At 59.8% G+C, this 24,325-nt stretch carries 14 protein-coding genes; all 14 read left to right on the forward strand.

Features of this window, described 5'->3' with window-relative positions; genetic code table 11:
• Window positions 1-405 precede the first annotated feature (405 nt).
• The 14 genes from ACSQ2W_RS04710 (at window position 406) to ACSQ2W_RS04775 (ending at window position 24,214) form a co-directional block, all read left to right on the forward strand.
• The gene (locus tag ACSQ2W_RS04710; RefSeq protein WP_436085219.1) at window positions 406-2,592 is read left to right on the forward strand and encodes a hypothetical protein; all 2,187 of its coding nucleotides are present in this window, start codon (window positions 406-408) and stop codon (window positions 2,590-2,592) included.
• A gap of 2 nt (window positions 2,593-2,594) precedes the next feature.
• Window positions 2,595-3,575, forward strand: coding sequence for an ATP-binding protein (locus ACSQ2W_RS04715; RefSeq protein ID WP_436085220.1), 981 nt, complete (start codon window positions 2,595-2,597; stop codon window positions 3,573-3,575).
• The gene (locus ACSQ2W_RS04720) at window positions 3,572-5,419 is read left to right on the forward strand and encodes a TniQ family protein (protein WP_436085221.1); all 1,848 of its coding nucleotides are present in this window, start codon (window positions 3,572-3,574) and stop codon (window positions 5,417-5,419) included. The genes ACSQ2W_RS04715 and ACSQ2W_RS04720 overlap by 4 nt, the downstream gene beginning before the upstream one ends.
• 364 nt (window positions 5,420-5,783) lie before the next feature.
• Complete coding sequence (locus ACSQ2W_RS04725) at window positions 5,784-6,068, forward strand: hypothetical protein (protein ID WP_436085222.1); 285 nt, start codon at window positions 5,784-5,786, stop codon at window positions 6,066-6,068.
• A 738-nt stretch (window positions 6,069-6,806) separates the two neighbouring features.
• On the forward strand, window positions 6,807-8,483 hold the full coding sequence (locus ACSQ2W_RS04730) for a putative bifunctional diguanylate cyclase/phosphodiesterase (protein WP_436085223.1): 1,677 nt from the start codon (window positions 6,807-6,809) through the stop codon (window positions 8,481-8,483).
• A gap of 163 nt (window positions 8,484-8,646) precedes the next feature.
• Window positions 8,647-9,165 carry a ubiquinone biosynthesis methyltransferase UbiE gene (locus tag ACSQ2W_RS04735; protein WP_436085224.1) on the forward strand — a complete coding sequence of 173 codons (519 nt, stop codon included), beginning with the start codon at window positions 8,647-8,649 and terminating at the stop codon, window positions 9,163-9,165.
• A complete protein-coding gene (locus ACSQ2W_RS04740; protein ID WP_436085225.1) occupies window positions 9,162-10,340 on the forward strand; it encodes a methyltransferase domain-containing protein in 1,179 nt (392 codons plus the stop codon). The genes ACSQ2W_RS04735 and ACSQ2W_RS04740 overlap by 4 nt, the downstream gene beginning before the upstream one ends.
• On the forward strand, window positions 10,337-12,697 hold the full coding sequence (locus ACSQ2W_RS04745; protein WP_436085226.1) for a SpoIIE family protein phosphatase: 2,361 nt from the start codon (window positions 10,337-10,339) through the stop codon (window positions 12,695-12,697). Before ACSQ2W_RS04740 ends, ACSQ2W_RS04745 begins: the two co-directional genes overlap by 4 nt.
• 6 nt (window positions 12,698-12,703) lie before the next feature.
• Window positions 12,704-13,264 carry a slr1658 superfamily regulator gene (locus tag ACSQ2W_RS04750; protein WP_436087674.1) on the forward strand — a complete coding sequence of 187 codons (561 nt, stop codon included), beginning with the start codon at window positions 12,704-12,706 and terminating at the stop codon, window positions 13,262-13,264.
• 14 nt (window positions 13,265-13,278) lie between these two features.
• Complete coding sequence (locus ACSQ2W_RS04755) at window positions 13,279-13,626, forward strand: slr1659 superfamily regulator (protein ID WP_436085227.1); 348 nt, start codon at window positions 13,279-13,281, stop codon at window positions 13,624-13,626.
• 208 nt (window positions 13,627-13,834) lie between these two features.
• A complete protein-coding gene (locus ACSQ2W_RS04760) occupies window positions 13,835-14,017 on the forward strand; it encodes a hypothetical protein (RefSeq protein ID WP_436082657.1) in 183 nt (60 codons plus the stop codon).
• A 350-nt stretch (window positions 14,018-14,367) separates the two neighbouring features.
• Entirely contained in the window at window positions 14,368-21,945 is a 7,578-nt protein-coding gene (locus ACSQ2W_RS04765; protein ID WP_436085228.1) for a type I polyketide synthase, read from the forward strand.
• Complete coding sequence (locus ACSQ2W_RS04770; protein ID WP_436085229.1) at window positions 21,942-23,357, forward strand: aminotransferase class I/II-fold pyridoxal phosphate-dependent enzyme; 1,416 nt, start codon at window positions 21,942-21,944, stop codon at window positions 23,355-23,357. The genes ACSQ2W_RS04765 and ACSQ2W_RS04770 overlap by 4 nt, the downstream gene beginning before the upstream one ends.
• 56 nt (window positions 23,358-23,413) lie before the next feature.
• Window positions 23,414-24,214 carry an SDR family oxidoreductase gene (locus ACSQ2W_RS04775; RefSeq protein WP_436085230.1) on the forward strand — a complete coding sequence of 267 codons (801 nt, stop codon included), beginning with the start codon at window positions 23,414-23,416 and terminating at the stop codon, window positions 24,212-24,214.
• The last annotated feature ends 111 nt before the right edge of the window (window positions 24,215-24,325 follow it).

Raw genomic sequence — 24,325 nt, forward strand, 5'->3', positions numbered from 1 at the left:
GCTCGACATGCTGACCCGCATCGAGAACGCTGGCATCTCGCACAAGGGCGGACGCCGTCTGGCCGACGAGACACGCCTGATGACCGAGAAGGACGGCACGGTCGCCTCCTTCCACAACTGCTCCGAAATCCTCGCCTCGCGCGAGACGTGCGATCCCGCAGCGGCAGATGAACTTCGCAAAATCGTCCGTCGCATGACTGGACGCTTCAGATTCATGACCCTCCTCTCCGGATGCCAGAACGTGGCCGCCCGTCGGGCCGCCATCTGGCACCTCATCGACCTCGGCGAACTCCTTCCCGAAGGCATCGGTCGGATCGACGAACTGACCTGGCTCATAACCGGCATGGCCAATCCCATGCCGTCTGAGCCTACCCAGTCCGTCACGACACGAAAAGGAGAGCGTACGTGTCCTACAGTCATCCCCTTCCGACCCGCACCCACACCCATTCCCTCGTTTCGATGGGGCGTACCGACCGCTATCAGGAAGGCACGAGGAACTACATCCCGGTCTTCTCGGACAGCCTGACCTATACCTTCGCGCACGAGGAGGACCTTACTCGTACGATGATGCGAACCCGTCAGGACGTATGGAATCGTCTCCACGCCGGAGATGCCGACGTCTATTACTATCTCCACAGCGCGCCTATCCAGCGCACGCTGGCCATCCACGGCGACAAGACGCTCAACGCCTTCGATCCTGAGGTTCAGTTCGCGGCTCGCCTGCGCGAAAAGCTGATCGGCCGGTACGAAACCGCATGCAGGGACGCGAAAAAGAAACTGCCGTTCTCAGTCAAGCTCCAGCCCTTCCTTGACGAATGGTGGGAAAAGGAACTCTTCGGTCCCGATGCCAAGCAAAAGAACGGCCGTCGTCGCCGCACGGGTCAGGCTGTCGCCGAAATTTCCAACGGTCCGAGCTGGAAGACGTTCAAACGCGACTACGACAAGTATATCGCGGCAGGGCGCAATCCCGTCGTGTTTGTGCCGCTGCATCACGGCCCAGGGAGCCGCACCGTAATCCCCTGCCGCGCGAGCGAACTTTTCCATCAGAAGATGGCTCGCGAGTACCTGAGCCGCCTCCAGCCCACGCCCGCACAGGTTCACCTTGCCTATCTCGCTGAGCGGGACGGCGAGAATGACAAGCGTCGTGCTGCCGGCCTTTCCGAGCTCCTAGAATTCTCGCTTACCAAGACGAAGAGCGCGATCAGCCGGTTCGATGCCTTCGAAGTCATGGCCAGCCGGGAAGGAGAAGAGGCAGCCCTAAAGCATTTCCGCGACGTCAAGGCGAGCTTCGATGTCGAGCGCCCCGGCGCTCTGGTCGAAATCGATGAATGGAAGGGCGACCTCATCACCCTGTTGGTGAAGACCGGGGCGTGGGCGCATCTGCCGGACGTGTTCGTCGAAGCCTTGCCCAAGACGCTTAGGGTCTGCGTGACCGTAGCCATCGACGTCGCCACCAGATACGTCCTCGGCGTGAAAATCACGCCGACCCCGTCGGCCGAGGCAATCGCTGGCGTGCTGCGCATGGCGATGACCGACAAGACCGATCTGTCGCGAATGGTTGGAGCCGAAACCGCTTGGTCGGCCCGCGTGAAGCCCGACCTCGCGTCGATGGACAACGGCGGGCCAATGCTTTCCGACCACTTCATCACGGGCGCTCAGTCCATCGGCGTGACGGTCGTTCGCCAGCCTGCGGGCGATCCCGCGCGCCGGCCGTTCATCGAGCGGCTGTTCGGCACCATTGGGCCCGCGATTACGCACTTCCTCGACGGCCGTACCTTTGCCTCGATCGAAGAAAAGGGCGACTACAACGCGGAGGCCCATGCCAGCGTGTTCATGGATGAGTTCGCCAGGATCATCATCTTCGCGATCTGCGATATCTATCACCGTACGCGCCACAGTGGCCTCGGTGGCAACACCCCGCACAACGAGTGGGTAGAGGCTACCGGCTCTATCGAAATCAAGTATCCGCCGAACCAGCTTCGTATGATTGCCGCGTTTGGTTATCGCACGACCGTGACGATCCAGAAGGACGGCATTGTCGTCCTCGGCGTGACCTTCCGTGACGAGCGGCTCAATGCCCTCCGCCGCCGCATCGGCCAGAAGCCGATCGACGTGATGTACGACCCCATGTACGCGCGCCACGTCCTGGTGAAGGCGAAGGACGAAACGGAATACTTCGCCGTCGAAAACGCCCTCGGCCTCGATCAAACCGTGTCATTCCACGAATGGCTGGCCGTCCTCAAGGAAGAGCGCGACGAGATCGCAGAGAAGACGAAAGAGGACCTCAAGGTCATGTATGCAGGTATCCGCCGCATGCGCCGCACCGGAGAGGCCGCCACCGTCCGCGCCAACCTTGGCGCTCGCATTCCCACGGCCGAGGACATGGAGCGGCTTAATCGCGAAGTTGTTCGCGGTTGGGAAGCAAACTGCGAGGCCGACGAGGTGATGGAGGCGGCCCCCAATGCTGAGCCCACGGGCGCTCTGCTGCTTGAAAATCACCGTAGCGACCAGGAACTGGCGGAACAGGCCCGCGCCGAAGCGGTCGAAAAAGTGCGCTCACGCTCGAAGTTCGACGAACAGGAGGATGACTGATCATGGCTACCAAGAAGATCAATCCAGATGCAATCCGGGAGCGTAGTGCCGAGCGGTACTTCCAATCTGGCCGCGACAAGGTCCTCATGGGATTCATCGAGAAGCTGCGCAAAAACGCCAAAGCCCTTAAAAAAGGCCGCGGGTCGCAGCGCAGGTCGCTGTTCGTAATCGGTGAGACCGGAAGCGGGAAAACCAGGTCGGTCACGCGCATCCTGCCGCTGATCGAGGAATGGCAGCCGTCCAAAGACGAATACGGCGACGATGTCATGCCGCTGATCTGCATCAAACCGCCGAAGCCAAGCAATATGCGGGCGCTTGCCGTTGAACTCCTGACCGCAATGCGTGTTCCGGTTAAAGGTCGAAAGACGGACCCGGAGCTTTGGGTATTCCTCAAAGAACAGCTGAGGGAACGTGGGGTGAAGGCGATCTGGATCGACGAGATGCAGGACGTCCTTCGCAACAACACACCCAAAGCAATCCAGGCGGTCCAGGACGTTCTCAAGGCGCTGGTGCAGATCGACGGATGGCCGATCCACACGATCTATTCTGGCGTCCCGGCGCTCGCGACCTTCCTTCAGGGCGATCGTCAGCTCGCGCGGCGGTCGTACGTGATGCGCTACGAGCCGATGGAATTCCCTGACGATGCCGAGTGGATTGAGAAGATCATCGCCGGGGTCGTTCTCGAGGATTGTGGCATGTCCCGCGCGGACGACACGCAGACCGACGTCTTTCGCGAGAAGCTCTGCCGTGCAGCGAGTGGGGCATTCGGGCAGGTGGTCGAGCTCGTTCAGGAGGCGTGCTTCAGGGCGGCCGACAGTGGGCGAACTCAAGTGAAGCTCGCCGACTTCACGAAGGTCTACGAAGAGATGACGGGATGCACGCGCCGCGACAATGTCTTCGTCGCCGCTAACTGGCGTGAGATCGTTCCTGCCCACGCGCTCGACGATATCGCACCCCCGGTGAAGAGCAGGAGGGCAGCATGAAGCTTCCTGTAAACGTCACGTTCCACCCCGACTCCGAGACGCCGCTCAGCCTCGCGTCACGGTTGGCGCGTGCCATGGGCTGTTCGTCCGTGGCTGGCCTCATCGGCCACAGCACGGTTCAGGCCGTTGCTCGGGGCGACAAAGACGCAATCAGGATGCTGTCCTCATGGTCAGGGGTCTCGGTAGACCAGCTCCGGCGTTTCGCGGTGCCTACCAGCGAGGAAGCCGGGGAATGGCGGCTCGGCGACGCCGTTTTTCGCAAGGAGATGAGGGTGGCGGGGCGGTTCCGTTTCTGCCCTCGTTGTCTGGTCGAAGACATGGACAAGGGCAGCGGCCGACCGCAATCACGGCCATTCGAGCGTGCTTCGTGGATGACCCGTGCCGTCACGGTCTGCACCCACCACCGCGAGCTTCTCGTTGAAGGAGGGGACAACGCCCCTGCGAACGATGTCGCCCTGTTCGTGGCCGAAGGCTGGCATTTGGAATGTCAGCCTGGCGGTCCAGCGGATGAGACAGAGTTGGAAGTCGATGCGTACATCGAAGGCCGCATCGCGGGAAACCGTACCCAGTCATTCATCGACCGCCAGGAGGTCCACGTGCTGCTTATGCTCTTCCAGTTTCTCGGATGGCTCGTTCACAACCGTCTTCCTTCCTTCATCGTCGGCGGAAAGGCGGCCTCGACAATCGGCGGCCGGGCCGCCGGCTTTCTGGTCGCGAGGGAAGGACGGGAAATGGTCGAGAGGGTGGTGACGGAGGCGATCGATCTGCATCGGCCTGCCGCCAACACCATCACGGAGTTCTTCGGCTCGATGGTCCGCCACCTTCGGCGCAACGCCGCCGTACCGGCTTACGCCGAAATCGTCGGGCTGTTCCAGGACCTCGTAGAGCGCCATGTGCCGGTGGGGCCGGGAGATCGCTTTGTCCTCCCCGTCCAGCGTCGACACCTCCATTCGGTGCGGTCGGCCGCCGTCGATTATGCTTTGGATCGGAAACGGGTCAGGAAGCTTCTCGAGGAGGAGGGCGTCATCGCCCACTCTAAGCTCTCGGACAGGCGCGTCTACTTCTCGGTCGCGGACGCAGACGAAATCCTCGGGGACACGGCTGACAATTTGACCACGGTAGAGGTTTCAGCCCTGCTGGGAACCCATGAAAACCGTGTTCGCGACTTCATCGAGCGGGGGTTGCTTGTTCCGTCTGAACGAGGTGCCAAGGGTGAGCGCCCTTTCTATCGTGTGTCGAAGGCCGCTCTCGACGGATTTCGTAGTCGCCTATTTGAGCGGACCTCTCTGGTGGGGGAAGGCCATGGTCTTGTCTCGCTCACCACCGCCTGCCAACGGAAGAGCCTTACCCAGGCCGACCTTCTCGAAATGATCCTTGAAGGGAAACTGACCCGTGTGGCCCGCGCCGACGACTCGATGACGGCGCGGAGCCTGCTCGTCGATCTCCGAGAACTTCCTGTATCGGCGGAGGGCAATCACGGTGAAGACGATTACGGCAACGGGGGCGTCTACCTCAACATGACCGAGGTCAAGAATGCGCTGGCGACCACCGACGCGACCGTCGCCGCACTGGTCAAGCATCGTGTTTTGCCTGTCGAGGTGAGGACTAATCCGAGAACTCGCAGGCCGCAGTCATTCGTTCACCGGGACACTGTAGATGCCTTCCTTGAGGACCACCGGTCCCTGCACCGGGTCGCGAGTGGGTGGCGGCGCAACATTGCCTGGATGAGGGACGAACTCGACGAGAACGGGTTGAGGCCGATTTTCGAGACAACGGGGAAGATCGCCCGCTACTACAGAAAGGAAGACCTCGCGAGGGCGTGCCTCCTACCGCCGAACGCTTAGGTTTGTCTCTAAATAACGATCGATGAGGCCCGCATTCGCGGGCCTTTTTTTATGCCGTCAATATCCGAGACTCCACATAGAGACAGACCTATGAAGTTAGGAAAGACATAACAAGTTCAGGGACTTATAGCCAACTCAATAGAATCAATAGGTTACACGCACGTCAGAGACAATCCTTATGAGTTCTGACAGTTTGCCGTTATTCGCGTCTGTTCTCATCGCGATGGCAAAGCTGTTGATCCGCGGCTAGCTCCAACCCGCAAATCGAACAAACCGGGTGAACCGCGGAGCCCGCATTGACGCGCGCACGCACGACGGAACAAATTAGCTTCTCCTTATGTTCTAGAACAAAAAGGAGGATACGATGAAAATCGACCGCGACGTCGCCAGGGCGCATTACGCCTGGACGATAAAAACGCACGGCCGGCGGGCCGTTCGGAGGGTCACCACCCTCCCGGAGCTGCACGACGTTTTGCAAATACTGAAGCTGCCGGGAATTGCCCCGCCGGAATGGGTCATCAAGGCAGCGTGGCGCGATCAACGCGGCGGACGCGGTCGCTATGTCCACAACGAAGGCGGCAGGGATGAATGGTCGATCACCTGGACGAGGGTCGATGACACACCGGAACCGGGGGTTGAGCCACATTAAAAAAGCACGGGAAGGGAGATGCTAACCGAAAAAGTTAGATGCGTGCTTTTGAGGGTGTAGCAAATCGGGTTGTCCGAAGACGTCAATCCATACTCGCCCGGAGAGCGCCGCAGATGTCGCGTGATTGTGGGGCTGGCATTCTGACATACATCTGCCCATAGTACTGCATGAGGCAGATAAGCCGAAGGCAGCGCCGTGCGCATTCTCTACGTCTACATTGCGATGTGCACAATTTTGAGTGGGCTCGCCGTATGGGCCGCATACCACGCCGCTTCCACGTCGGAAGAAACTGCCCGGCCGGCAACGGGATTGCCTCACATAGATTCCGCGGGCAAGCCCTTCAAAGGGGCACGAAGAGTATGTGCCCCCGGCGCCATATGCCCCTGAGTTCCGGCTGAGGGGAGACGCCTATTTTCATTCGCAAGTATCTCAGCGCCCACCGCCCGCCTATCGGTATCCTATGTTGACCAATGCTCAAAATTGCGTGTTTTGGTAGCAGATGTTAAAACCATGCGCGGGAAACGCGGGCCCGAGTCGGCATCACCCGAGGACCGCCTCTCTGACGACAGCGGGATCTACGGATCTCTCGGTGGTTGGGCGGCATTGACGAGAACACTAACCGCGATAGTTTTGAATGAACTGGCAGGTTGGAACGACAGTAAGGCGCCTGAATGCGATGCAATCGCAGATAGATTAGTGCAAGCACCACTCGATGGCACGCAACAGAAGGGAGAGGCAATGCAGGACGCTGATACGACGTTGTCTGCTTCATCGTCGATCGAACGTTATTCCTTCACGCAATCGGACGAGCTTGTCTCGCTTTACGATGAAAGCTTTCACCTCATCGACTGCTCGCCAAGGCACAGCAAGACATACGTTGTCGATTTTCTGGTCGATGCAACCTTGTGGCACGTCTATCCCGAGCTACTGGCCCCAAAACCCAAATCCGCTGTAGAATTCGTGATTGCAAGCGGCGTGCCACGGAGCGTTGAAATTGCCGATGCAACAACGAAAGAACGTCGCATCCTCCTCATCTTTCGCACGACTCGCGGCATCGGGGTCATCGAAACGGAAAGCAGCGCCACCCATCGTGAGACTTCCCATCAAAGCGACAACGACCGCGCGCTTCTTCTTCACCAGGCAACCCATGATGTTCTGACAGGATTGCCAAACCGGCGTCAATTCAGCGACCACTTGCGGGGAGCCCTGCCGGTACCAATCGGGGCGAAGCTGGCCCTCATGCAAATAGATCTTGATGATTTCAAGCCGATCAATGACACGCTGGGCCACGGCGCTGGGGATGCCGTTCTGAAAATGGCGGCGGAACGAATAAGGAGCGTGCTTGGGGAGGACGCGTTTGCCTATCGCCTGGCAGGCGACGAATTTGCAGTCATCCAGTGGAAAGTCGACCAGCCCCGCGAGGCAGAGCGCCTGGCTGATGCGCTTGTCAATGCTTTCAAGGAACCGTTCACGGTCGAGGGTATCAATGTCTTCGTCGGAGCGAGCGTTGGGGTAGCCGTTGCCCCCGGCGACGGCAACGAGATCGAGCAGTTGATGAAGGCTGCCGACATTGCGCTCTACGCAGCGAAGAAAGATGGCCGCGGTCGCGCAAGGACGTTCAGCCGCTCGATGCTCATCGTCCTGGAGCAGCGCGAAATGTTGCGCCGCAGCTTGCGGACCGCCCTTCAAGAGGGGCAGTTCTTCGTTGAATATCAGCCTCTTGTGAGACCACCATTTTCGATTGTCGGCTTTGAAACGCTCCTGCGATGGCGCCATCCAATCGTGGGCCTGATCCCGCCGAGCGTCTTCATTCCCATGGCCGAATCCGACGGCCTGATGAGCGAAATCGGGCAATGGGTGTTGGAGCAGGCGTGTCGAACGGCGACGACTTGGCCCGCCCATTGCACCGTAGCCGTCAATCTTTCTCCGGCGGAATTTTTGCGTGAAGGGTTGACGGATCGGATCGCCCAGACACTCGATGCGGTCGGTCTGCGCGCCGATCGGCTCGAGCTTGAAATCACCGAATCCGTGCTGCTGGAGCGAACGATAAACAATCTAGATACGCTCAATACGTTGAATGTCCTCGGCGTTCAGATTTCGCTCGACGATTTTGGAACTTATTATTCCTCTTTGAGCTATCTCAAGAACTTCCCCTTCGATACGATCAAGATCGACAAGTATTTCATCAAGGATCTCGAGAACGATGAGAAAAGCCAGACGATCGTCCGATTTATAATCGCTCTCGCCCATGGCTTGGGAATGCGCGTCACCGCCGAAGGGGTGGAGACACGAGGTCAGATGACGTGGCTCCAGAAGGAGGGATGCGATCAGTTGCAGGGATATTTCTTGGGAATTCCGATGCCCGCAGGAGCGATAGACGCGTTCCTCCGCCAGGCGTCGCTGGTTTTCTTGTAGCAGTGCTTTTCGCGCCCTATCGTACCCCTCGGTGGCGCGAGGTACGACACTTAAAACAGGCCCATCGCAGCGTTCAGATCCTGACCGCGAGTTCGAGCGGGTCCCAAATCGTACGGAGAGTCTTACGCCGTGACAGAATTCTGCTCGTGGAGAAGGTGATGGCATGGACGTAGCCAGAAAAGAACCCGCGGAGGCAGCCTTCGAGCCCTTGCTTCAGCTTGAGATGGAGATGAGAACGTTCCTTTCGGATTGGCTGCACTGCGACCAGTTGTCGACCTTCGTGGCCCGGATGATCAGTCACAACCGGACGGATCCCGTTCGCCACTCGAACTTCTTCTCATCGGCCCTCAACGAGCTATTGGAGGTCTTGTTTCGCGGCGGCTCGCCCGACGGCCAGATCGGCTGTGCCATCTATCGGCACGGTCCAACGGAACGGGTGAAAGTCACGTTCCCATGCCCTCCCCGCCACAGGCATTTTTTTAGCGAAGCTGTGTCGAGCACACGCCGGGAGGACGCGCTCGCGCGCTATCTCGATTCCATTCTGACCGACCTGGTACCAAGCCGGGATGCCGCTCTACTGGATCTCGCGATCAACTTCGATGCCCGGATTCACTTGGAAGACAGTGGTGCCTCGTCGATAACCCTCGTTGTGGACTTGCCTCTTGAAGGAATTGTGAGTTGAGCTCGGCACGCGTTTCCGCCCCCTTCAAGGCAGAGTTTGACGCCAACAGCCAAGAGTTTTCTCTGACCGGTGTCGTCCGTCCGCGTTCGATCGACGAGGTCGCAGTGAGCATATCGATACTCAAGGAGGCGATCGACGAGGTTCGAGGTGTTCTCTACATCAATGTGAAGCGCCTTGTTCAGATGAACAACACGGCTTTTCACGCTTTTGTGCGGGTGGTTCTCGACGCCTGCCAGGCGAGGCCGGATCTTCGCTTCGTGATCCTCACCTCGAGCGTCGTCGGCTGGACCACCCGGATGTTCGCGCATTTGCACAAGATCGAGCCGCAGATAACTGTCGAGGTCTACGATTCCACATTCTACCCTGGGCAGAACTTCGTGGAGAATACGAGCTTCATTCCGATACTGCGCACGCAAACCAAGATGACATGGCGCCACGAGCGTGCAATCCTTCCTCGTCACGGCATGCGCCCGGGAATCGCAATGGCGGACATCTGCTGCGGCATCGGTGATTTCGCCGTGCTTGTACAAAAGGAGTTTCAGCCGGCGCGGATTGTCGCGCTTGACCATTCAAAGGCAAGTCTTGCGTATGCGCGCGAGGTGGCAGCCGGTTTCGGCATCACCGATATCGAATATACCTATGGCGACGCATCCGAAATGTTGATCGAGGACAACCAGTTCGACTTCGTAAGCTGCCGCCATTCGCTACAGATATTCAACCGGCCAGACGTGCTTCTGGCGGAACTTTACAGGATTTGCAAGCCTGGAGGGCGGGTGTACATAACCAACGAGAAAAACTCGCATTGCCTCGGCGAACCCCGGTCACAGGCCATTCAATGGACATATAAAGAGGTCGCGAAGCTGTTCAGCCATTTCGAGATGGACGTGGAATTGGGGCCCAAAAGCCGCCGGTATCTCGCCGACGCCGGCTTCGACGACATTGTCGTAGAGTCGTTCATGGTCACCAATCTGGACGGGGACCCGCAGGACTTCGCCGACGTTATCGCTGCCTGGGAAAATGTCTACGCCGGCGAAATGGCCGTCAAGCGTGGCGATTCTCCCGAATTCATCCAGCGCTTCCGCCAAGGCTTCCAGGACCATATCTTCGCTGCCCTCCATCCCAAAGGCTATGCCGGCTGGCCGATCTGGGTGGGATCTGGACGTAAACCTCTATGAACGCACCTCTGCACCACACGCCGCGTCTTGGTCTGCGCTCATTCCGCGCCAAGTTCGTCCTTGTCGTTGGAGGCGCCGTGCTGTTCGATCTGCTCGTCAGTGGCGGCCTTGCGCTCTGGAACGTCCAGAGGCTCTCCCGTGATGCCACGGCAGAGGTGGGACAGGGTTTGGAGCGGGCCAATCAGGACTACATCCGCTCCTACGCGGAAACGACGGCCGCCCGCGTCAATCTGCTTCTGGATCAGGTCCATTCCGATGTCGGCACTTTGGCCGGCGTCCTGCAGGCGCAAATCGACCGGCCGGTGAGAGAGACCCAGATTGGCGAGGCGATGGCCCGCAGCGCCCCCGAAGCGGTTACTGTCACCTATGATGCGAAGGGGAGATGGGCCCAGAACCGACCTGGACCCTTATCCGTTGTCAGCGTCTGGGGATATCTTCTCGATTCAAATCACAGTCCGCTTCCTGAAGTCCAGGCGGAGATCGAAAACAGCGCGGTCCTGGACCTCGTTGCTCCCAGCTTGCTGGCAAACGGTCAGTCAAAGCTGCAGATGTATTATATCGGCCCGAGGGAGCGGCCAATCTTCAGGACGGCGCCCTATACGGATCAAGCTCAGACTTTCGACAAGCTCTATCCGGGTCATAACGAGGCAGACTTCTGGACATTCTTCTTCCCGGGTCTCTACGAGTCGTGGCAAGAGTGGGTTCAAGATCCGGGCCGGCGCCCGGTAAACGACGACATTACCCAAACTGCGCCATACACAGACGCGATTACCGGCAAGCTCATCGTCAGTTTCTTTCAGCCGCTGTTGTCTCGTGATCGCAAGAACGTGGCAGGTGCCGCCGGAGCGGATATCACGCTCGATCAGTTGGCCGAAATCGTCGAGAACGTCAAAGTGGCCGATAACGGCTTCGGCTTCCTGACGATGTCAGATGGCAATGTTGTCGCCATCAACCCGGTCGGAGAGAAGGTGATCGGCCTTCGGGCATCGAGCGCTGCCAACAGCGAAGGCGTCACAGGTCTCGACCGCTCTTTGCGCAGGAGCGCACAGCCGCAAATCGCGCAATTGCCACTGGATCAGAACGGGTTGCTGCAACATGTAATGCTTGACGAAAACGGCGAGAAGGTACCCTATCTCGTTGTCTTGAAGCAGTTGCAGCCGACAAACCTGTGGGGATCCGGTCCCGTTCGGCGCGAAACCATGTCGCTTGGCATCGTCGTCCCCGAGCGCGAGATCTATGCCGCTCTGTTTGCCGCGCAGGCGAAAATTTCAGAGGCTACGAACAGGATCCTGATCTATCAGATCCTGGCGCTCCTCGTATCTCTGCTTTTCGTGATTGGGGCTGTGTTCGCCATATCCAAGCGTATAACCGGCGGCATCAGTGCCCTTGCCGGCGCAGCCAAGCGCATCCAGGCCATGGATTATTCCGTCAGGGTCGATATCCCGACCCGCGATGAGGTTGGCGAGGCCGGCGCCGCATTCAATCGCATGGCGGAGCAGATCAGTTTTCATACCGAGAATCTGGAACAGCTGGTAGAGGATCGCACGCAGGAGATAGAAGAGGCGAACCTGCAGATCTCGGAATTGAACACGCAGTTGCGCAGCGAGAATCTGCGCCTCGGCGCAGAACTGGCGGTCGCCCGCCGTATCCAGATGATGGTTCTGCCCAAGACTGGCGAACTCGAGGAAATCACGGATATGGAGATTGCCGCCTACATGCGGCCCGCCGACGAAGTCGGCGGCGACTATTATGATGTGTTGAGAGACGGACGCCGGCTGAAAATCGGCATCGGCGATGTCACCGGGCATGGCCTGGAGAGCGGCGTGTTGATGCTGATGGTTCAATCGGTTGCACGCGCTCTGCAGGAAGCGGGCGACATGGACCCGTCGCAATTCCTCAATTCCGTCAACCGCGCCATCTACAAGAACCTCGTCAGAACCAACACCAACAAGCACCTTTCCCTGGCATTCCTTGATTACGAGGGAGACCGCCTGACGCTTTCGGGCCAGCACGAAGAACTGATCGTGGTTCGCAATTTTGGCGAGGTGGAGCGGATCGACACCCTTGATCTCGGTTTGCCCATTGGCTTGGAACCAGATATCTCGGCGTTCGTGGGGACACGGGAAATCTCGTTCAGCCACGGTGACATGATCATTCTCCACACCGACGGGGTCACGGAGGCGGAGAACCGGGACGGGGAGCTTTTTGGCATAGAGAGGCTTTGCGAGAGCGCGCGTCTGCTATACGGGCGAAGCGCTGAAGACGTTAAATTGGGGATCATCAAGGATCTTATGGCGCATATCGGAACGCAGAAGATCCATGACGATATCACTCTCGTAGTCATGAGACACAGGTGAACGATGATGACGACCTTGTATGGACTGGCAGACCTGACGATCGGGGCAGGCGAAAACGTCGCCCGACTTCGCCTGTTCGAAGGGCCGCTGGATCTCAGCTTCAAGCACTGCGCCATCACTTCGGATTTTGTCGCCGAGTTCGTCGCCTTGCGCTACCGCGCGTCCCGCAGCCTTCACCGAGAGGTGCGCCACAACGTTGGCTACCTGACCAACGAGCTCATAGAAAATGCCGTAAAATTCCGCAGGGGTGGTGAAATTCTCGTGGAAGCCTCGATCGAGGCCAACACCTTTCGGGCAAAGGTTTCCAATTTCATCGACAAAGCAACGGCGCAGCGATTCCAGCATTTGCTTTCAGAAATCACAACCGGGGATCCCGGCGAGCTCCTCATAGAGCGGATCGAAGCGAATGCGACGAGCGCGCGCATGAGCGACTCAGGGCTTGGACTTCTCACACTGATGAGCGACTATGGTGCTCACTTTGCCTGGGTTTTTGGTTCCAGGGAACACGACAGCAAAATCCCGCTGGAAACCTATGCTTCTATCGCGGTCCCCGACATCTCGAACTGATAGGCAGACAGAATATGGAAATCAAGGAAGAAGAGTATCGCGTTTGGTCAGAAGGCAAGGAAGTCTACTTCGATGGGACCATGCGCCTGCAGGGTGCGGAGGCTTATGCCCCGATTTTCGCCCTTGTCATGAGCGTTCTTGAGGCCGAGCCCGAGCGCGTCATCATAGACCTGACGGGACTGCAGTTTCTCAATTCGTCCGGGATCAACCTGCTCGCCAAGCTCACTATCGAAGCGCGCAACAGGCCCAATGTCCATCTGACGGTGCGCGGAACCTCAGAGTTTCCATGGCAATCAAAGTCACTTCCAAACCTGAAGAAGCTGCACCCCGCGATCGAGCTCTTGATGTGTTCGCCGTCTTAGGATTGCGCGGGCGTTCCGGTTTGCAATCCTGAGACAAGCCGCACCCAGATTGACCAGGGGTTCCGGCGTTCTTGACATCTTCCTCAAACAAGAACATAACGTGAACATACAATGCGACACGTGCCGTGGTGACTGACCTGCCAGCCAGGGCTTCTCCGTTCCGGTTCAACGTGATCGCAGATCGTGCGGCAAACTTTTGAGGTCAGCGATGCGCCATATCGATGAAATTACTGAACGAACTCAGGCGGTGCTCGCGCAATCACGGGCCTTCAGGGAGCGTTCACGGGCGATGCGGGAAGAGCATAAGGCTCTGATCGAGCGCGCTGCCATCAAGTCCGGCCAGCTTCATTTCGTATTTTCATCCCCAGATTCAGATAGCGCCAAACACTGATCCGTTGCCTTCCACTTCGCCCCACGTCCGCTTTCCGGCTGCAGCCGATGCGTCCGCCACGCCTTGAGCGTGAAAGGGAGGTGCGCATCGCTTTTCCTGTTTTACGCCGGCGGCAATTCCAGCTTCCCCACAACGGTTACGGTGTGTTTCCATAAGTGTTGTGAAGCGCCTGTATGTTCGCATAACAGGGTTGAAAGCTGGAGAACATGGGTTAAAAGGACACTAATATAGCTGACTTCGAAGTGAAGAGGGGTCAATCCGCCGGGTCGGGAGAAGATGTTCCGATTGCTTTTTCGCGTTTTAGATGCAATCAGCAGGATAACTCAGCAGTTTAGAGCGTTCGATAGAATATGACAGTTGAAATCATAGGGCGTGCATGTCTCGCCCCCGGGGCCAATTCGCCACAGGCGTTGTTTGGAATTTTGCGCCAGGGGAAATGCACCGTCACACGCATACCGTCGGACCGTTGGGATCTTGCTCGCTTTTGGCATCCGGTCATTGGCAACCCGGGCAAGACCTATTCCTTTGCGGCCGGTGTGCTCGACAGCATCTATGATTTCGATCCGGCTGCCTTCGGCATGTCGCAGCGCGAGGCCATGTATATGGATCCGCAGCAGCGCGTCCTGTTGCAACTCGCCTGGCGCGCGCTCGAGGACGCCAATATCGCGATTACGTCGCTGCATGGCGAGAATGTCGGCGTCTATATCGGTGCCTCCAGCCTCGACCATGCGAACCTGACCGTCGAGGATCCGGCCGCAGCCGGGCCTTATTTCATGACCGGAAACACGCTTTCGATCGTTTCCAATCGCATTTCCCATATCTTTGGTCTCAGCGGCCCCAGCATGACGGTCGATACCGCCTGCTCCTCGTCGCTGGTCGCGCTCGACCAGGCGATGCGGGCGCTGAATGCCGGTGAAATCGACACCGCGATTGTTGGCGGCGTCAATATACTGGCGCACCCGCTTCCGTTCGTCGGCTTTGCCCAGGCGCGCATGCTGTCGCCGGAGGGCCTTTGCCGCGCCTATGACAACGACGGCGCCGGTTATGTGCGTGCCGAAGGCGGCGTCGTTTTCATTCTGCGCCGCTCGGACAGGACTCGCCACGAAAAGGACCGCAGCTACGCCAAGATCGTCGCCACCGGTGTGAATTCTGCCGGCCGCACCAACGGCATTTCGCTGCCATCCCGCGAAGCCCAGGCCAACCTGCTGCGCTCGATCTACGAGGGCAACAATATCGATGTCAATCAGGTTGCCTTCGTCGAAGGCCACGGCACCGGCACCAAGGTTGGCGATCCCTCCGAAGTCTGGTCGATCGGCACTGTGATCGGCGCCAATCGCCGTGCGCCGGTTCCGATCGGCTCGATCAAGTCAAATATCGGCCATACCGAACCCGCCTCCGGCCTGTTCGGCATGCTCAAGGCCATCATGGCGCTTGAAAACAACTATCTGCCCGCGTCGCTGCATTTTGAGACGCCGAACGACAATATCGACTTCGATGGGCTGAACGTTCGCGTCACGGCGAACCCGATCGAACTGCTCCGCGGCAAGCGCGCCCGCCTCGCCGGCATCAATTCCTTCGGCTTCGGCGGCGCCAATGCCCATGTCGTCATCAGCGATCCGGATCCGGTTCAGGACGAGCGCAACCGCAACAACGCCACCGGCCACGTGTTCATGGCGAGCGCCCATACCGTCAACAGCCTCGAAGAACTGCTGAAGTCGTACAAGGCGACCTTCGCCAAAGCTTCGCAGGAGGAAGTTCGCTCCATTGTCGCTGCGTCCGGTGCCAACCGCACGCAGATGCGCTACCGTTTTGCCGCCCGCAGTGATCAACCGGAAGATATTGTCCGCGCCATCGCCAGCCATCTCGAAAAGCCGGCTTCCGACATCGGCGAAACCGGCGAAGCAGTGACCAAGGATGCGAAGGTCGCCTTCGTTTTCTCCGGCAACGGTTCGCAATGGGCAGGCATGGGTGTCGAGGCATTCCGCGAGAACCTGCACTTCCGCCAGTGTTTCACCTCCGTCAGCGCATTGTTCAAGTTCCACTCGGATATCGTGCTGATCGACCTGCTCACCGATCCGGATCTGGATAGGAAGCTCGTCGACACCAAGGTTGCCCAGCCGCTGCTGTTTGCCGTCCAGGCGGCGCTGTCGGACTCGCTGGTTGCCATGGGCATCAAGCCGACGGCTGTTTTCGGCCATTCGGTCGGCGAAATCGCCGCGGCCTATGCGGCCGGCGCCCTTTCGCTCGTCGATGCGGTTGCGATCGTTGCCAAGCGTTCGCTGCACCAGGACCTGCTTGCCGGTCAGGGAACGATGGCCGCGGCAATGCTCAGCGAAGAGGCTGCAAACGCCTTTGCCAAGGCGCGCGGCCTCGAGCAGGTTTGTGTTGCTGCAGTCAATGCCCATAACTCGGTGACGATCTCCGGTCCGGCGCACGAAGTCTCTGCCTTCCGTGACGCGGCGCGCAAAGCCAAGATTCCGGTCCAGATTCTCGACATCAACTATCCGTTCCACCACCCGATCATCGATCAGGCAAAGAAGGCGTTCCTCTCCGATATTCCGGATATCGCGCCGCGCAAATCGGAACTCGCCTATCTCTCCACCGTCACCGGCGACCGGCTGGATGGCACGCAGCTTGACCCCGATTACTGGTGGAAAAACGTTCGCGAGCCGGTCCGTTTCCAGGCGGCCACGGAAGCTGCGATAGAACTCGGTTGCAGCCTGTTCGTCGAAATATCGCCCCGCCCGATCCTGTCGTCCTATCTGAAGGAAACGGTGAAGCAGGCCGCCATTCCCGGCATGGTCGTGCCGACCCTGCTGCGCGATGCCGGCGAAAAGGGCCAGGATCCGATTTCGCGGGCCATGGCGCGTGCCATCGCCCACGGGGCCGCATTCGATGAGGCACGCCTGTTCGGCAAGCGCAACGCCTTCGTCCGCCTGCCGAACCTGCCGTTCGAGCAGACCGAACTGCGTCCGGCAACAACCAGCGATGCAACCGACCTGTTCGGCCGCGGCTCCAGGACCCCTTATACGCTGGCGGGCTGGCGCGCCGATCTGAACAGCGGCAGCTGGAAGAACCATGTCGATGCGCATCTGTTTCCGGATCTCGCGGAACACGTCGTCGATGGCAAGGCCATCCTGCCGGGCAGCGGCTTCATCGAGATCGCCGTTTCCGCCGCGCAACAGTATTACGGCACGCCGGACGTCGACATCACCAATCTGGAAATCGTGCGGCCGCTCGAGCTTGCCGACAACCGGATGATGGAACTATCGACCATCCTGTCGCCGGAGACCGGGGACATCGAAATCCGCTCGCGCGAGCGGCTGTCGGAGGACGATTGGGCCGTGCACGCCGTGGCGCGCAGCCGCAAGCCCATTCCGGCTGATGAGCCCACCTCCGGAAACCGGTTCGCCGGCCTTGAGAAAACGGCGACCGTAACGCCTGCGAAGGCCTATGAAACCGCACGCCAGTTCGGCCTCGACTACGGTTCGCGGTTCCAATTAATGGCGCGTGCCGTCTGCTATGGCGATCGGCTCATCGATGTCGAATTGAAGGATCCGGAGGAAGCAGGGCACCCCTTCGTTTCCTACAGCCTCAACCCGATCTCCGTCGATGCGACCTTCCATGGGCTGGTCGCGCTCTTCGACCGCTTCACCGGCGACGCCGGCGGTGCGCCCTATATCCCGGTGCGTTTCGGGTCGGTGCGTGTCATCAATTCGGGCATGACAGTCAAGCGGGCGCTGGTCGAGATCGAACGCATCAGTGCCAATTCGATCAAGGCGAAGTTCCGTTTCTTCGGCAAGGGCGGCGAAATCATCGCCGCTTTCGACGATTGCCGTTTCCGCCGGACTTATCTGCGCCAGCACAAGACACTGGACATGTTGTCCTTCCATTACGAGGCAGTCCCCGCAGATCGCGCCGCGCCGCTGGCGGCATCTCCGCGCAGCGCCCTGTCTCTTCCGTTAATCGCTGCCTCCGAAAGTGCCGGCATCGACAATACGACCTTGCTTTTCAACGCGGCGATCTATCGTGCCTGCCACGAAATCGCGCTCAAGCTCGGCAAGGGAAGCGGCCAGATCGACACACGGTCTCTCCCCGGCGATTTCGCCTTCCGGTGTTTCCTGGCCAACTGTCTCTATGTTCTGGAAGACGCCGGCCTGTGCGAACACAAGGGCGGCAACTGGAAGATCGCGCCTGAATTCTCGCTGCCTCCGGTCGGCGACATCCTGAAGGAACTTTACAGCGAACGCTCGGAACGCGCCGTCGAAGCCGTATTGATCAACAATGCGTATGCCGAGGCATTGGACCGCATCGACAGCCTGTTTGCCTCCGAAATATCGGGCAACGAGGCCGATGTCGCAGCCAAGCCGCAAGGTTTCATCAGCGACGCGACGCTCGACCATCAGACGGTTCATTCCGAGTCGACGCGTCAAAGAATGGATCTGGTTCTGTCCGCGGTCGAAAAGGCGCTCGCAAACGGCAAGGGTGACCTGCGGATCGTCGAGGCCGGTACCGTATCTGCCGGCTTCACGCGCGCTCTTGCCACGCTGGCTGGCAAATACAACGCCTCGCTGTTTGTCGTCGAACCGCGCGAAAACGCGCAGCGAAACCTCGAGATCGCATTCGAGGAAGACGCGCATGTGCGTGTTCTGAAGAAGGAAGCCTTCGCGACACTTCCGGCTTTCGACCTCGTCGTCAGCGCCTCCGATACGATTTTTACTTTGATCGATGAAGACGTCGCGATCCGCAACGCGATGCGTGCCTGCCTCCAGGAAAACGGCGCCCTCGTCGCGGCAACCAACGCGCCGACAGTATTCAGCGACTTTGCTTTCGGATTGATCGAAGGCTGGTTCGCCCGCACCCAGGCGGTGGAATTCCCGATCGGCAAGCTTCCCACCGTGACGCAATGGCAGAAATGCCTGAGCGATCTCGGGCTGCGCAGCATCTCTGTCGAAGACCATGAATTGTCGCATGGCAATATCACTGTGGTCGAAGCACAGGGCGGCCAGTTTACAGATGCCGCGCCGGCGGCGGAGGAGGGATCGGTTGCCAACCCCGTACTTGTCCTCCACGAAGGCAGTGTTGCAGCCCTTCACAGCATCCTGCCCTCAGGGAAGGATGCGATTCAGGCGCCTCTCGTCCCGGTTCAGTTGACCGGCGACCTCGATGCCGACAAGGATAAAATCGCAGAAGCGATCGAAGGGCTCAATGAAAAGCCGGTGCGCGCTGTCTACCTGTCGTCGGCGACCGCCGGTGACCGGACCCAGGATTCCGCCGTGCTGCAAAACCGGGTGCTGTCGCTGAGCGCCTTTGCCGAGGCGCTGCGTCAGTATTATTCCAATGCCGAGCCTGCCGCCGGACATCGTCCGCGTCTGATCATCGCGGCTCCCGGTGGTTCGCCGATAGTGGCGGCTTCGCGTGGCAAGGATGAACCGGGTTCGAGCATCAACAGCGGCCTGTGGGCATTCACCCGCGTGCTGCAGAACGAATATGATTTCCTCGATATCCATTCACTCGACTTCACCGGCGCCAAGGCAGGCACCGGCAATCAGCTTGTCGCAGCAATCGCGATGCTGGCAGACGAGGGCACCAACCGCGAATGGCTGCTCGACGGAACGACCGGAATTCTTTCGGAAATCCGCGCTGTTCCCGGCCCGGTCGATCGGAGCTTGCGCAGGACAAGTACCTTCAAGGCGGCGACCATCCGCCAGCGCGTCAGCTCGCAGGTCGGCAGCATCGCCTGGGAAGAATGCGACATCCCGCAAGCAGGCCCCGACGATGTCGTCGTTGAAGTTGCCGCCACCGGCTTGAATTTCCGTGACGTCATGTGGGCCATGGGACTTCTGCCGGAAGAGGCGCTCGAAGACGGTTTTGCCGGCGCAACCATCGGCATGGAACTGTCGGGCCACGTCGTGGCTATCGGCAGCGGCGTCATGGACCTCTCGGTCGGCGATGCGGTGATGGCGATCGCGCCTGCGGCCTTCTCTACCCATGCCGTCGTTTCGCGGTCCGGGGTTGCAAGGCTGCCGGAAACCGTCAGCCCGGTGGCCGCCGCAACCGTGCCGGTCGCGTTCCTCACTGCCTATTATGCGATGATGGAACTTGGCCGCATCCGCGCCGGTGAGACCATCCTCATCCACGGCGCTGCAGGCGGCGTGGGTCTGGCCGCATTGCAGGTGGCAAAGCTTGCCGGCGCCAAGGTTATCGCAACGGCCGGAACGCGCGAGAAGCGCCGCTTCCTGAAAATGCTCGGCGCCGATCACGTCTTCGATTCCCGCTCGCTCGCCTTTGTCAACGACATCCGCGGCGTGACCGGCGGTGCGGGTGTGGACCTTGTCCTGAACTCGCTGTTCTCCGAAGCCATGGAACAGAGCCTGTCGCTGGTAAAACCATTCGGCCGGTTCCTTGAACTCGGAAAGCGCGACTACTACGCCGACAGCAAGATCGGGCTCAGACCCTTCCGCCGCAACATCAGCTATTTCGGCATCGACGCCGACCAGTTGCTGGTCAACGCGCCGGATCTGACCAAGCGCATCTTCACCGAGATCGGCGCACTGTTCGAAGAGGGCAAGCTCGTGCCCCTGCCCTACCGCGCCTTCGGTTTCGACGAGATCGGCAACGCCTTCCGGCTGATGCAGAATGCCGGCCATATCGGCAAGATCGTGGTCCTGCCACCTGTTGCCGGACGCGATGAAGTTGCCAACCGGCCGGCCCGCCGACTTTCGGTCGACAGCCACGGTGTCCATCTGGTCGTCGGAGGTATAGGCGGTTTCGGTCTTGCTGCGGCAAACTGGTTGGTGGAAAAGGGCGCACGCAACATTGCGCTTGCCACACGCCGTGGCGTCGCGGATATCGAAACCCTGGAGGCGATCAAGCGCTGGGAAGACAAGGGCGTTTCGGCGACTGTTCATGCCTGCGACGTCACCGACGAGGCAGCCGCAGACGAGTTGCTCAAGACGCTACGGCAGGTCGGCCCGCTGAAAACGGTCGTCCATGCGGCCATGGTGCTGGATGACGCGCTGATCAACAATCTCAGCCGAGAACGCAACCGCCCGGTCATCGACGTGAAGGCCAAGGGCGCCGCGGTTCTCGACAAGCTGACGCGCTCGGACACGCTTGAACATTTCATCCTGTTCTCGTCGGCAACGACGCTGGTCGGTAATCCCGGTCAGGCCAACTACGTGGCCGCCAACGGCTATCTCGAAGGCCTTGCTCGCGCACGCCGTCTTGAAGGTCTGCCGGGCCTGGCGATCGGCTTCGGTGCGATCGCCGACAAGGGCTATCTGGCCCAGAACACCGACGTCAACGATCTCTTGTCCAAGCGTATCGGCAAGACGGCATTGAAGGCACAGGCCGCACTCGACCAGGTCGAGAACTACATCCGCTCCGATCCGGGCACGGTCGACGCGGCTGTGGCGATGATCTCGGAGCTCGATTGGGCGGCGGCGCGCAACCTGCCGGTTGTTCGCAATACCCTTTTCGAGGTCATCCTGCGGACCGCCGACCAACATTCCGCTGGCAGCGACGGCCAGACGATGGATCTTGTCGCTATGATCGAAGGTAAATCGCCGCAGGAAGCCGAAGACATCCTTTATGATCTGGTGGCGGGCGAAATCGCTGCTATCCTTCGCGTCTCGAAGGATACGATCTCGCGCGCCAAGGTTCTCAAGGAAATCGGACTCGACAGTCTGATGGCCGTGGAACTCGGAATCAGCTTCCAGCAGAATACCGGCTTCGACATGCCGCTGAGCGGTGTTGCCGATAATACGACCGTCGGCGACGTCGCACGCAAGCTCTATGACAAGGTCAGCAAGCGCGATCACGGCAGCGAAGACGACAACGAGCCGGCAGACAACAAGATCGTCAACGATCTCGCCCAACGTCACACCGGCACCGGCAACGGCACGGAGAAGGCAGCGAGCCAATGAGCAAGGACGAGGAACGCCACAGCGTGTCGAAGATGAACAGCAGCCTGAAGGAAAATCTGCTGGACCGGATGCGCAACACGCATCAGTCTTCGGAAAAAAGCCGCATGGCTCGCTCCGAGCGCGACGTTCCTCCGGCGGTCAGGCGCAAGCAAACCAAATTCGAGGATCTGCCGGAATACAAGCAGGTCCTCACCCAGAAGGTGGCGAGCGAACAGCTCGGTATCGACAATCCCTTCTACCGGGCGCATCAGACGGCAGCTGGCGCGACGACGGTGATCGACGGTCGCAAGCTGATCAACTTCGCCTCATATGATTATCTCGGGCTCAACCGGCATCCGCACGTGCTTTCACAGGCGCGCGACACGATCAATTCCTTCGGCATCTCCGCCTCGGCGAGCCGGCTGGTGGCGGGCGAGCGTCCGGCCCATGCCGAACTGGAGGAGCGCATCGCTGCCTTCTACGGTGTTGAGGCCTCCGTCTGCTTCGTCAGCGGCTACCTCACCAATGTCGCGGCGATCAGTTGCCTGATGGGGCCGAAGGACCTCGTGGTCCATGACGAATTCATCCACAACAGCGCGCTTGCCGGCATCAAGTTGTCGGGCGCCACGCGGCGCCTGTTCAAACACAATGATGCCAGTGACCTGAAGCATGTTCTGCGCACCGTTGCCGGTGACTATCGCCACATCCTGGTGATTGTCGAAGGCGTCTATTCGATGGACGGCGACGTCGCCAACCTGCCGGCGATCATGAAGCTGAAGGCGGAATACGGTTTCTGGCTGATGGTCGACGAAGCCCATTCGCTCGGCATTCTCGGGCGCCGCGGGCGCGGCACGTTCGAACATTTCGGCATCGACCCGCGCGAAGTCGATATCTGGATGGGCACGCTCTCCAAGACGACCTCGAGCTGCGGCGGCTATATCGCTGGCAGCGGCGCCCTTGCCGCCGTCCTCAAGGCAACAGCCGGCGGCTTCGTCTATAGCGTCGGCCTTGCGCCGGTGCTGACCGCGTCTGCGATCGCCAGCCTCGACATTCTGGAAACGGAACCGGAGCGCGCTGCCGCATTGAAGCGCAACGGCGCACTCTTCCTCAAGCTCGCCCAGGAAGCCGGTCTCGACACGGGGTTGAGCGGCGGCTTTTCGGTGGTTCCGGTGCTGGTCGGCGATTCGCTGCGCGCGGTGCAGCTCTCAAACGACCTCCTCGCTGCCGGCGTCAACGCACTGCCGATCATTCACCCGGCCGTGCCGGAAGGCATGGCGCGCCTGCGGTTCTTCATCACCAGCGAGCACACTGAGGAACAGATCCGCCAGACGGTGGCGCTGACGGCAGAGAAGCTGAAGGACCTTACCGAGCGGAATTTTGGTCTCGCGTCAATCGATATCCAGCAGATGATGAAGATGCTCGCCTCCCGCTAAACCTGGCGGCTCTGAACAAGCACGCGAATGCCGATGAACCGGGCCGGTCTTGCAGCATGACTCATGTGATCATTACAGGCGGCTCAAGCGGCATCGGTCTGGCACTCGCCCGGATCTACGCTTCCAGGGGTGCGCGAATATCCCTTCTCGCAAGAACGCTGCCTCTCCTTGAGGCGGCTCACACCGAACTTGCAAAGAGCGGCAACGCTGACGCAATCCGCGTCGAAAGCGCCGATGTCGCCGATGAAGGCCAGATGGCGGCCGCAATCGTCCGGTGCGAGAAAGCCTTCGGGGCCTGCGATATCCTCATCACCTGCGCCGGGATCGTCCAACCGGGCCTGTTCGAGGCGGTCTCGCCGGATGCATTCGAACGCCAGCTCCAGACCAATCTGTTCGGCAGCATCCATGCGGTGCGCTCGGTCTATGCCGGCATGAAGCAGCGCCGTGCCGGCAGTATCATGCTGGTTTCCTCCGGCGCCGGCCTGATCGGCATCTACGGCTATACCGCCTATTCCGCATCGAAATTCGCCCTGCATGGCTTTGCCGAGGCTCTTCGCTCGGAGGCCAGACCGCATGGCGTGAAAATCTCCGTCTGTTTCCCGCCGGATACGGAAACTCCGCAGTTCGTCCGCGAATTGGAGCACCGTCCACTTGAAGCGGCGGTGATCATGGGGCGCGTCGCTCCATGGACGTCCGATGCCGTGGCAGGCCGCATCGCTCGCGCGATCGACAGAGGCCGTTTCGAGGTGTTCTTCGGCTGGACGCTCTGGGCTCTCGGCCGCTTCGGCTCGACGGCGAAGCCGTTCCTCAACTGGTGGTTCGACCGTGCCATCCTGCGTATCGGCCGCAGCCGGTGAACAAGGACAAGTCTGCTTGTGTCCACCGGAAATAGCATTTAAGTGTCGCTCTGTCGCGGCGGTGCAGGACAGGCCGGCGGCGGATTATAGATCGTGAAGGTAGCCGTTTGG

Origin of the sequence: Pararhizobium sp. LjRoot255 (assembly GCF_964252905.1) — a bacterium.
In the GTDB taxonomy this organism is placed as follows: domain Bacteria; phylum Pseudomonadota; class Alphaproteobacteria; order Rhizobiales; family Rhizobiaceae; genus Pararhizobium.

What these genes read in the sequence shown, in the direction of transcription:
- ACSQ2W_RS04715 (WP_436085220.1), top strand. Translation starts at nt 2,595, where the DNA reads ATGGCTACCAAGAAGATCAATCCAGATGCAATCCGGGAGCGTAGTGCC.
- ACSQ2W_RS04720 (WP_436085221.1), top strand. Translation starts at nt 3,572, where the DNA reads ATGAAGCTTCCTGTAAACGTCACGTTCCACCCCGACTCCGAGACGCCG.
- ACSQ2W_RS04725 (WP_436085222.1), top strand. Translation starts at nt 5,784, where the DNA reads ATGAAAATCGACCGCGACGTCGCCAGGGCGCATTACGCCTGGACGATA.
- ACSQ2W_RS04730 (WP_436085223.1), top strand. Translation starts at nt 6,807, where the DNA reads ATGCAGGACGCTGATACGACGTTGTCTGCTTCATCGTCGATCGAACGT.
- ACSQ2W_RS04735 (WP_436085224.1), top strand. Translation starts at nt 8,647, where the DNA reads ATGGACGTAGCCAGAAAAGAACCCGCGGAGGCAGCCTTCGAGCCCTTG.
- ACSQ2W_RS04745 (WP_436085226.1), top strand. Translation starts at nt 10,337, where the DNA reads ATGAACGCACCTCTGCACCACACGCCGCGTCTTGGTCTGCGCTCATTC.
- ACSQ2W_RS04750 (WP_436087674.1), top strand. Translation starts at nt 12,704, where the DNA reads ATGACGACCTTGTATGGACTGGCAGACCTGACGATCGGGGCAGGCGAA.
- ACSQ2W_RS04755 (WP_436085227.1), top strand. Translation starts at nt 13,279, where the DNA reads ATGGAAATCAAGGAAGAAGAGTATCGCGTTTGGTCAGAAGGCAAGGAA.
- ACSQ2W_RS04760 (WP_436082657.1), top strand. Translation starts at nt 13,835, where the DNA reads ATGCGCCATATCGATGAAATTACTGAACGAACTCAGGCGGTGCTCGCG.
- ACSQ2W_RS04765 (WP_436085228.1), top strand. Translation starts at nt 14,368, where the DNA reads ATGACAGTTGAAATCATAGGGCGTGCATGTCTCGCCCCCGGGGCCAAT.
- ACSQ2W_RS04770 (WP_436085229.1), top strand. Translation starts at nt 21,942, where the DNA reads ATGAGCAAGGACGAGGAACGCCACAGCGTGTCGAAGATGAACAGCAGC.
- ACSQ2W_RS04775 (WP_436085230.1), top strand. Translation starts at nt 23,414, where the DNA reads ATGACTCATGTGATCATTACAGGCGGCTCAAGCGGCATCGGTCTGGCA.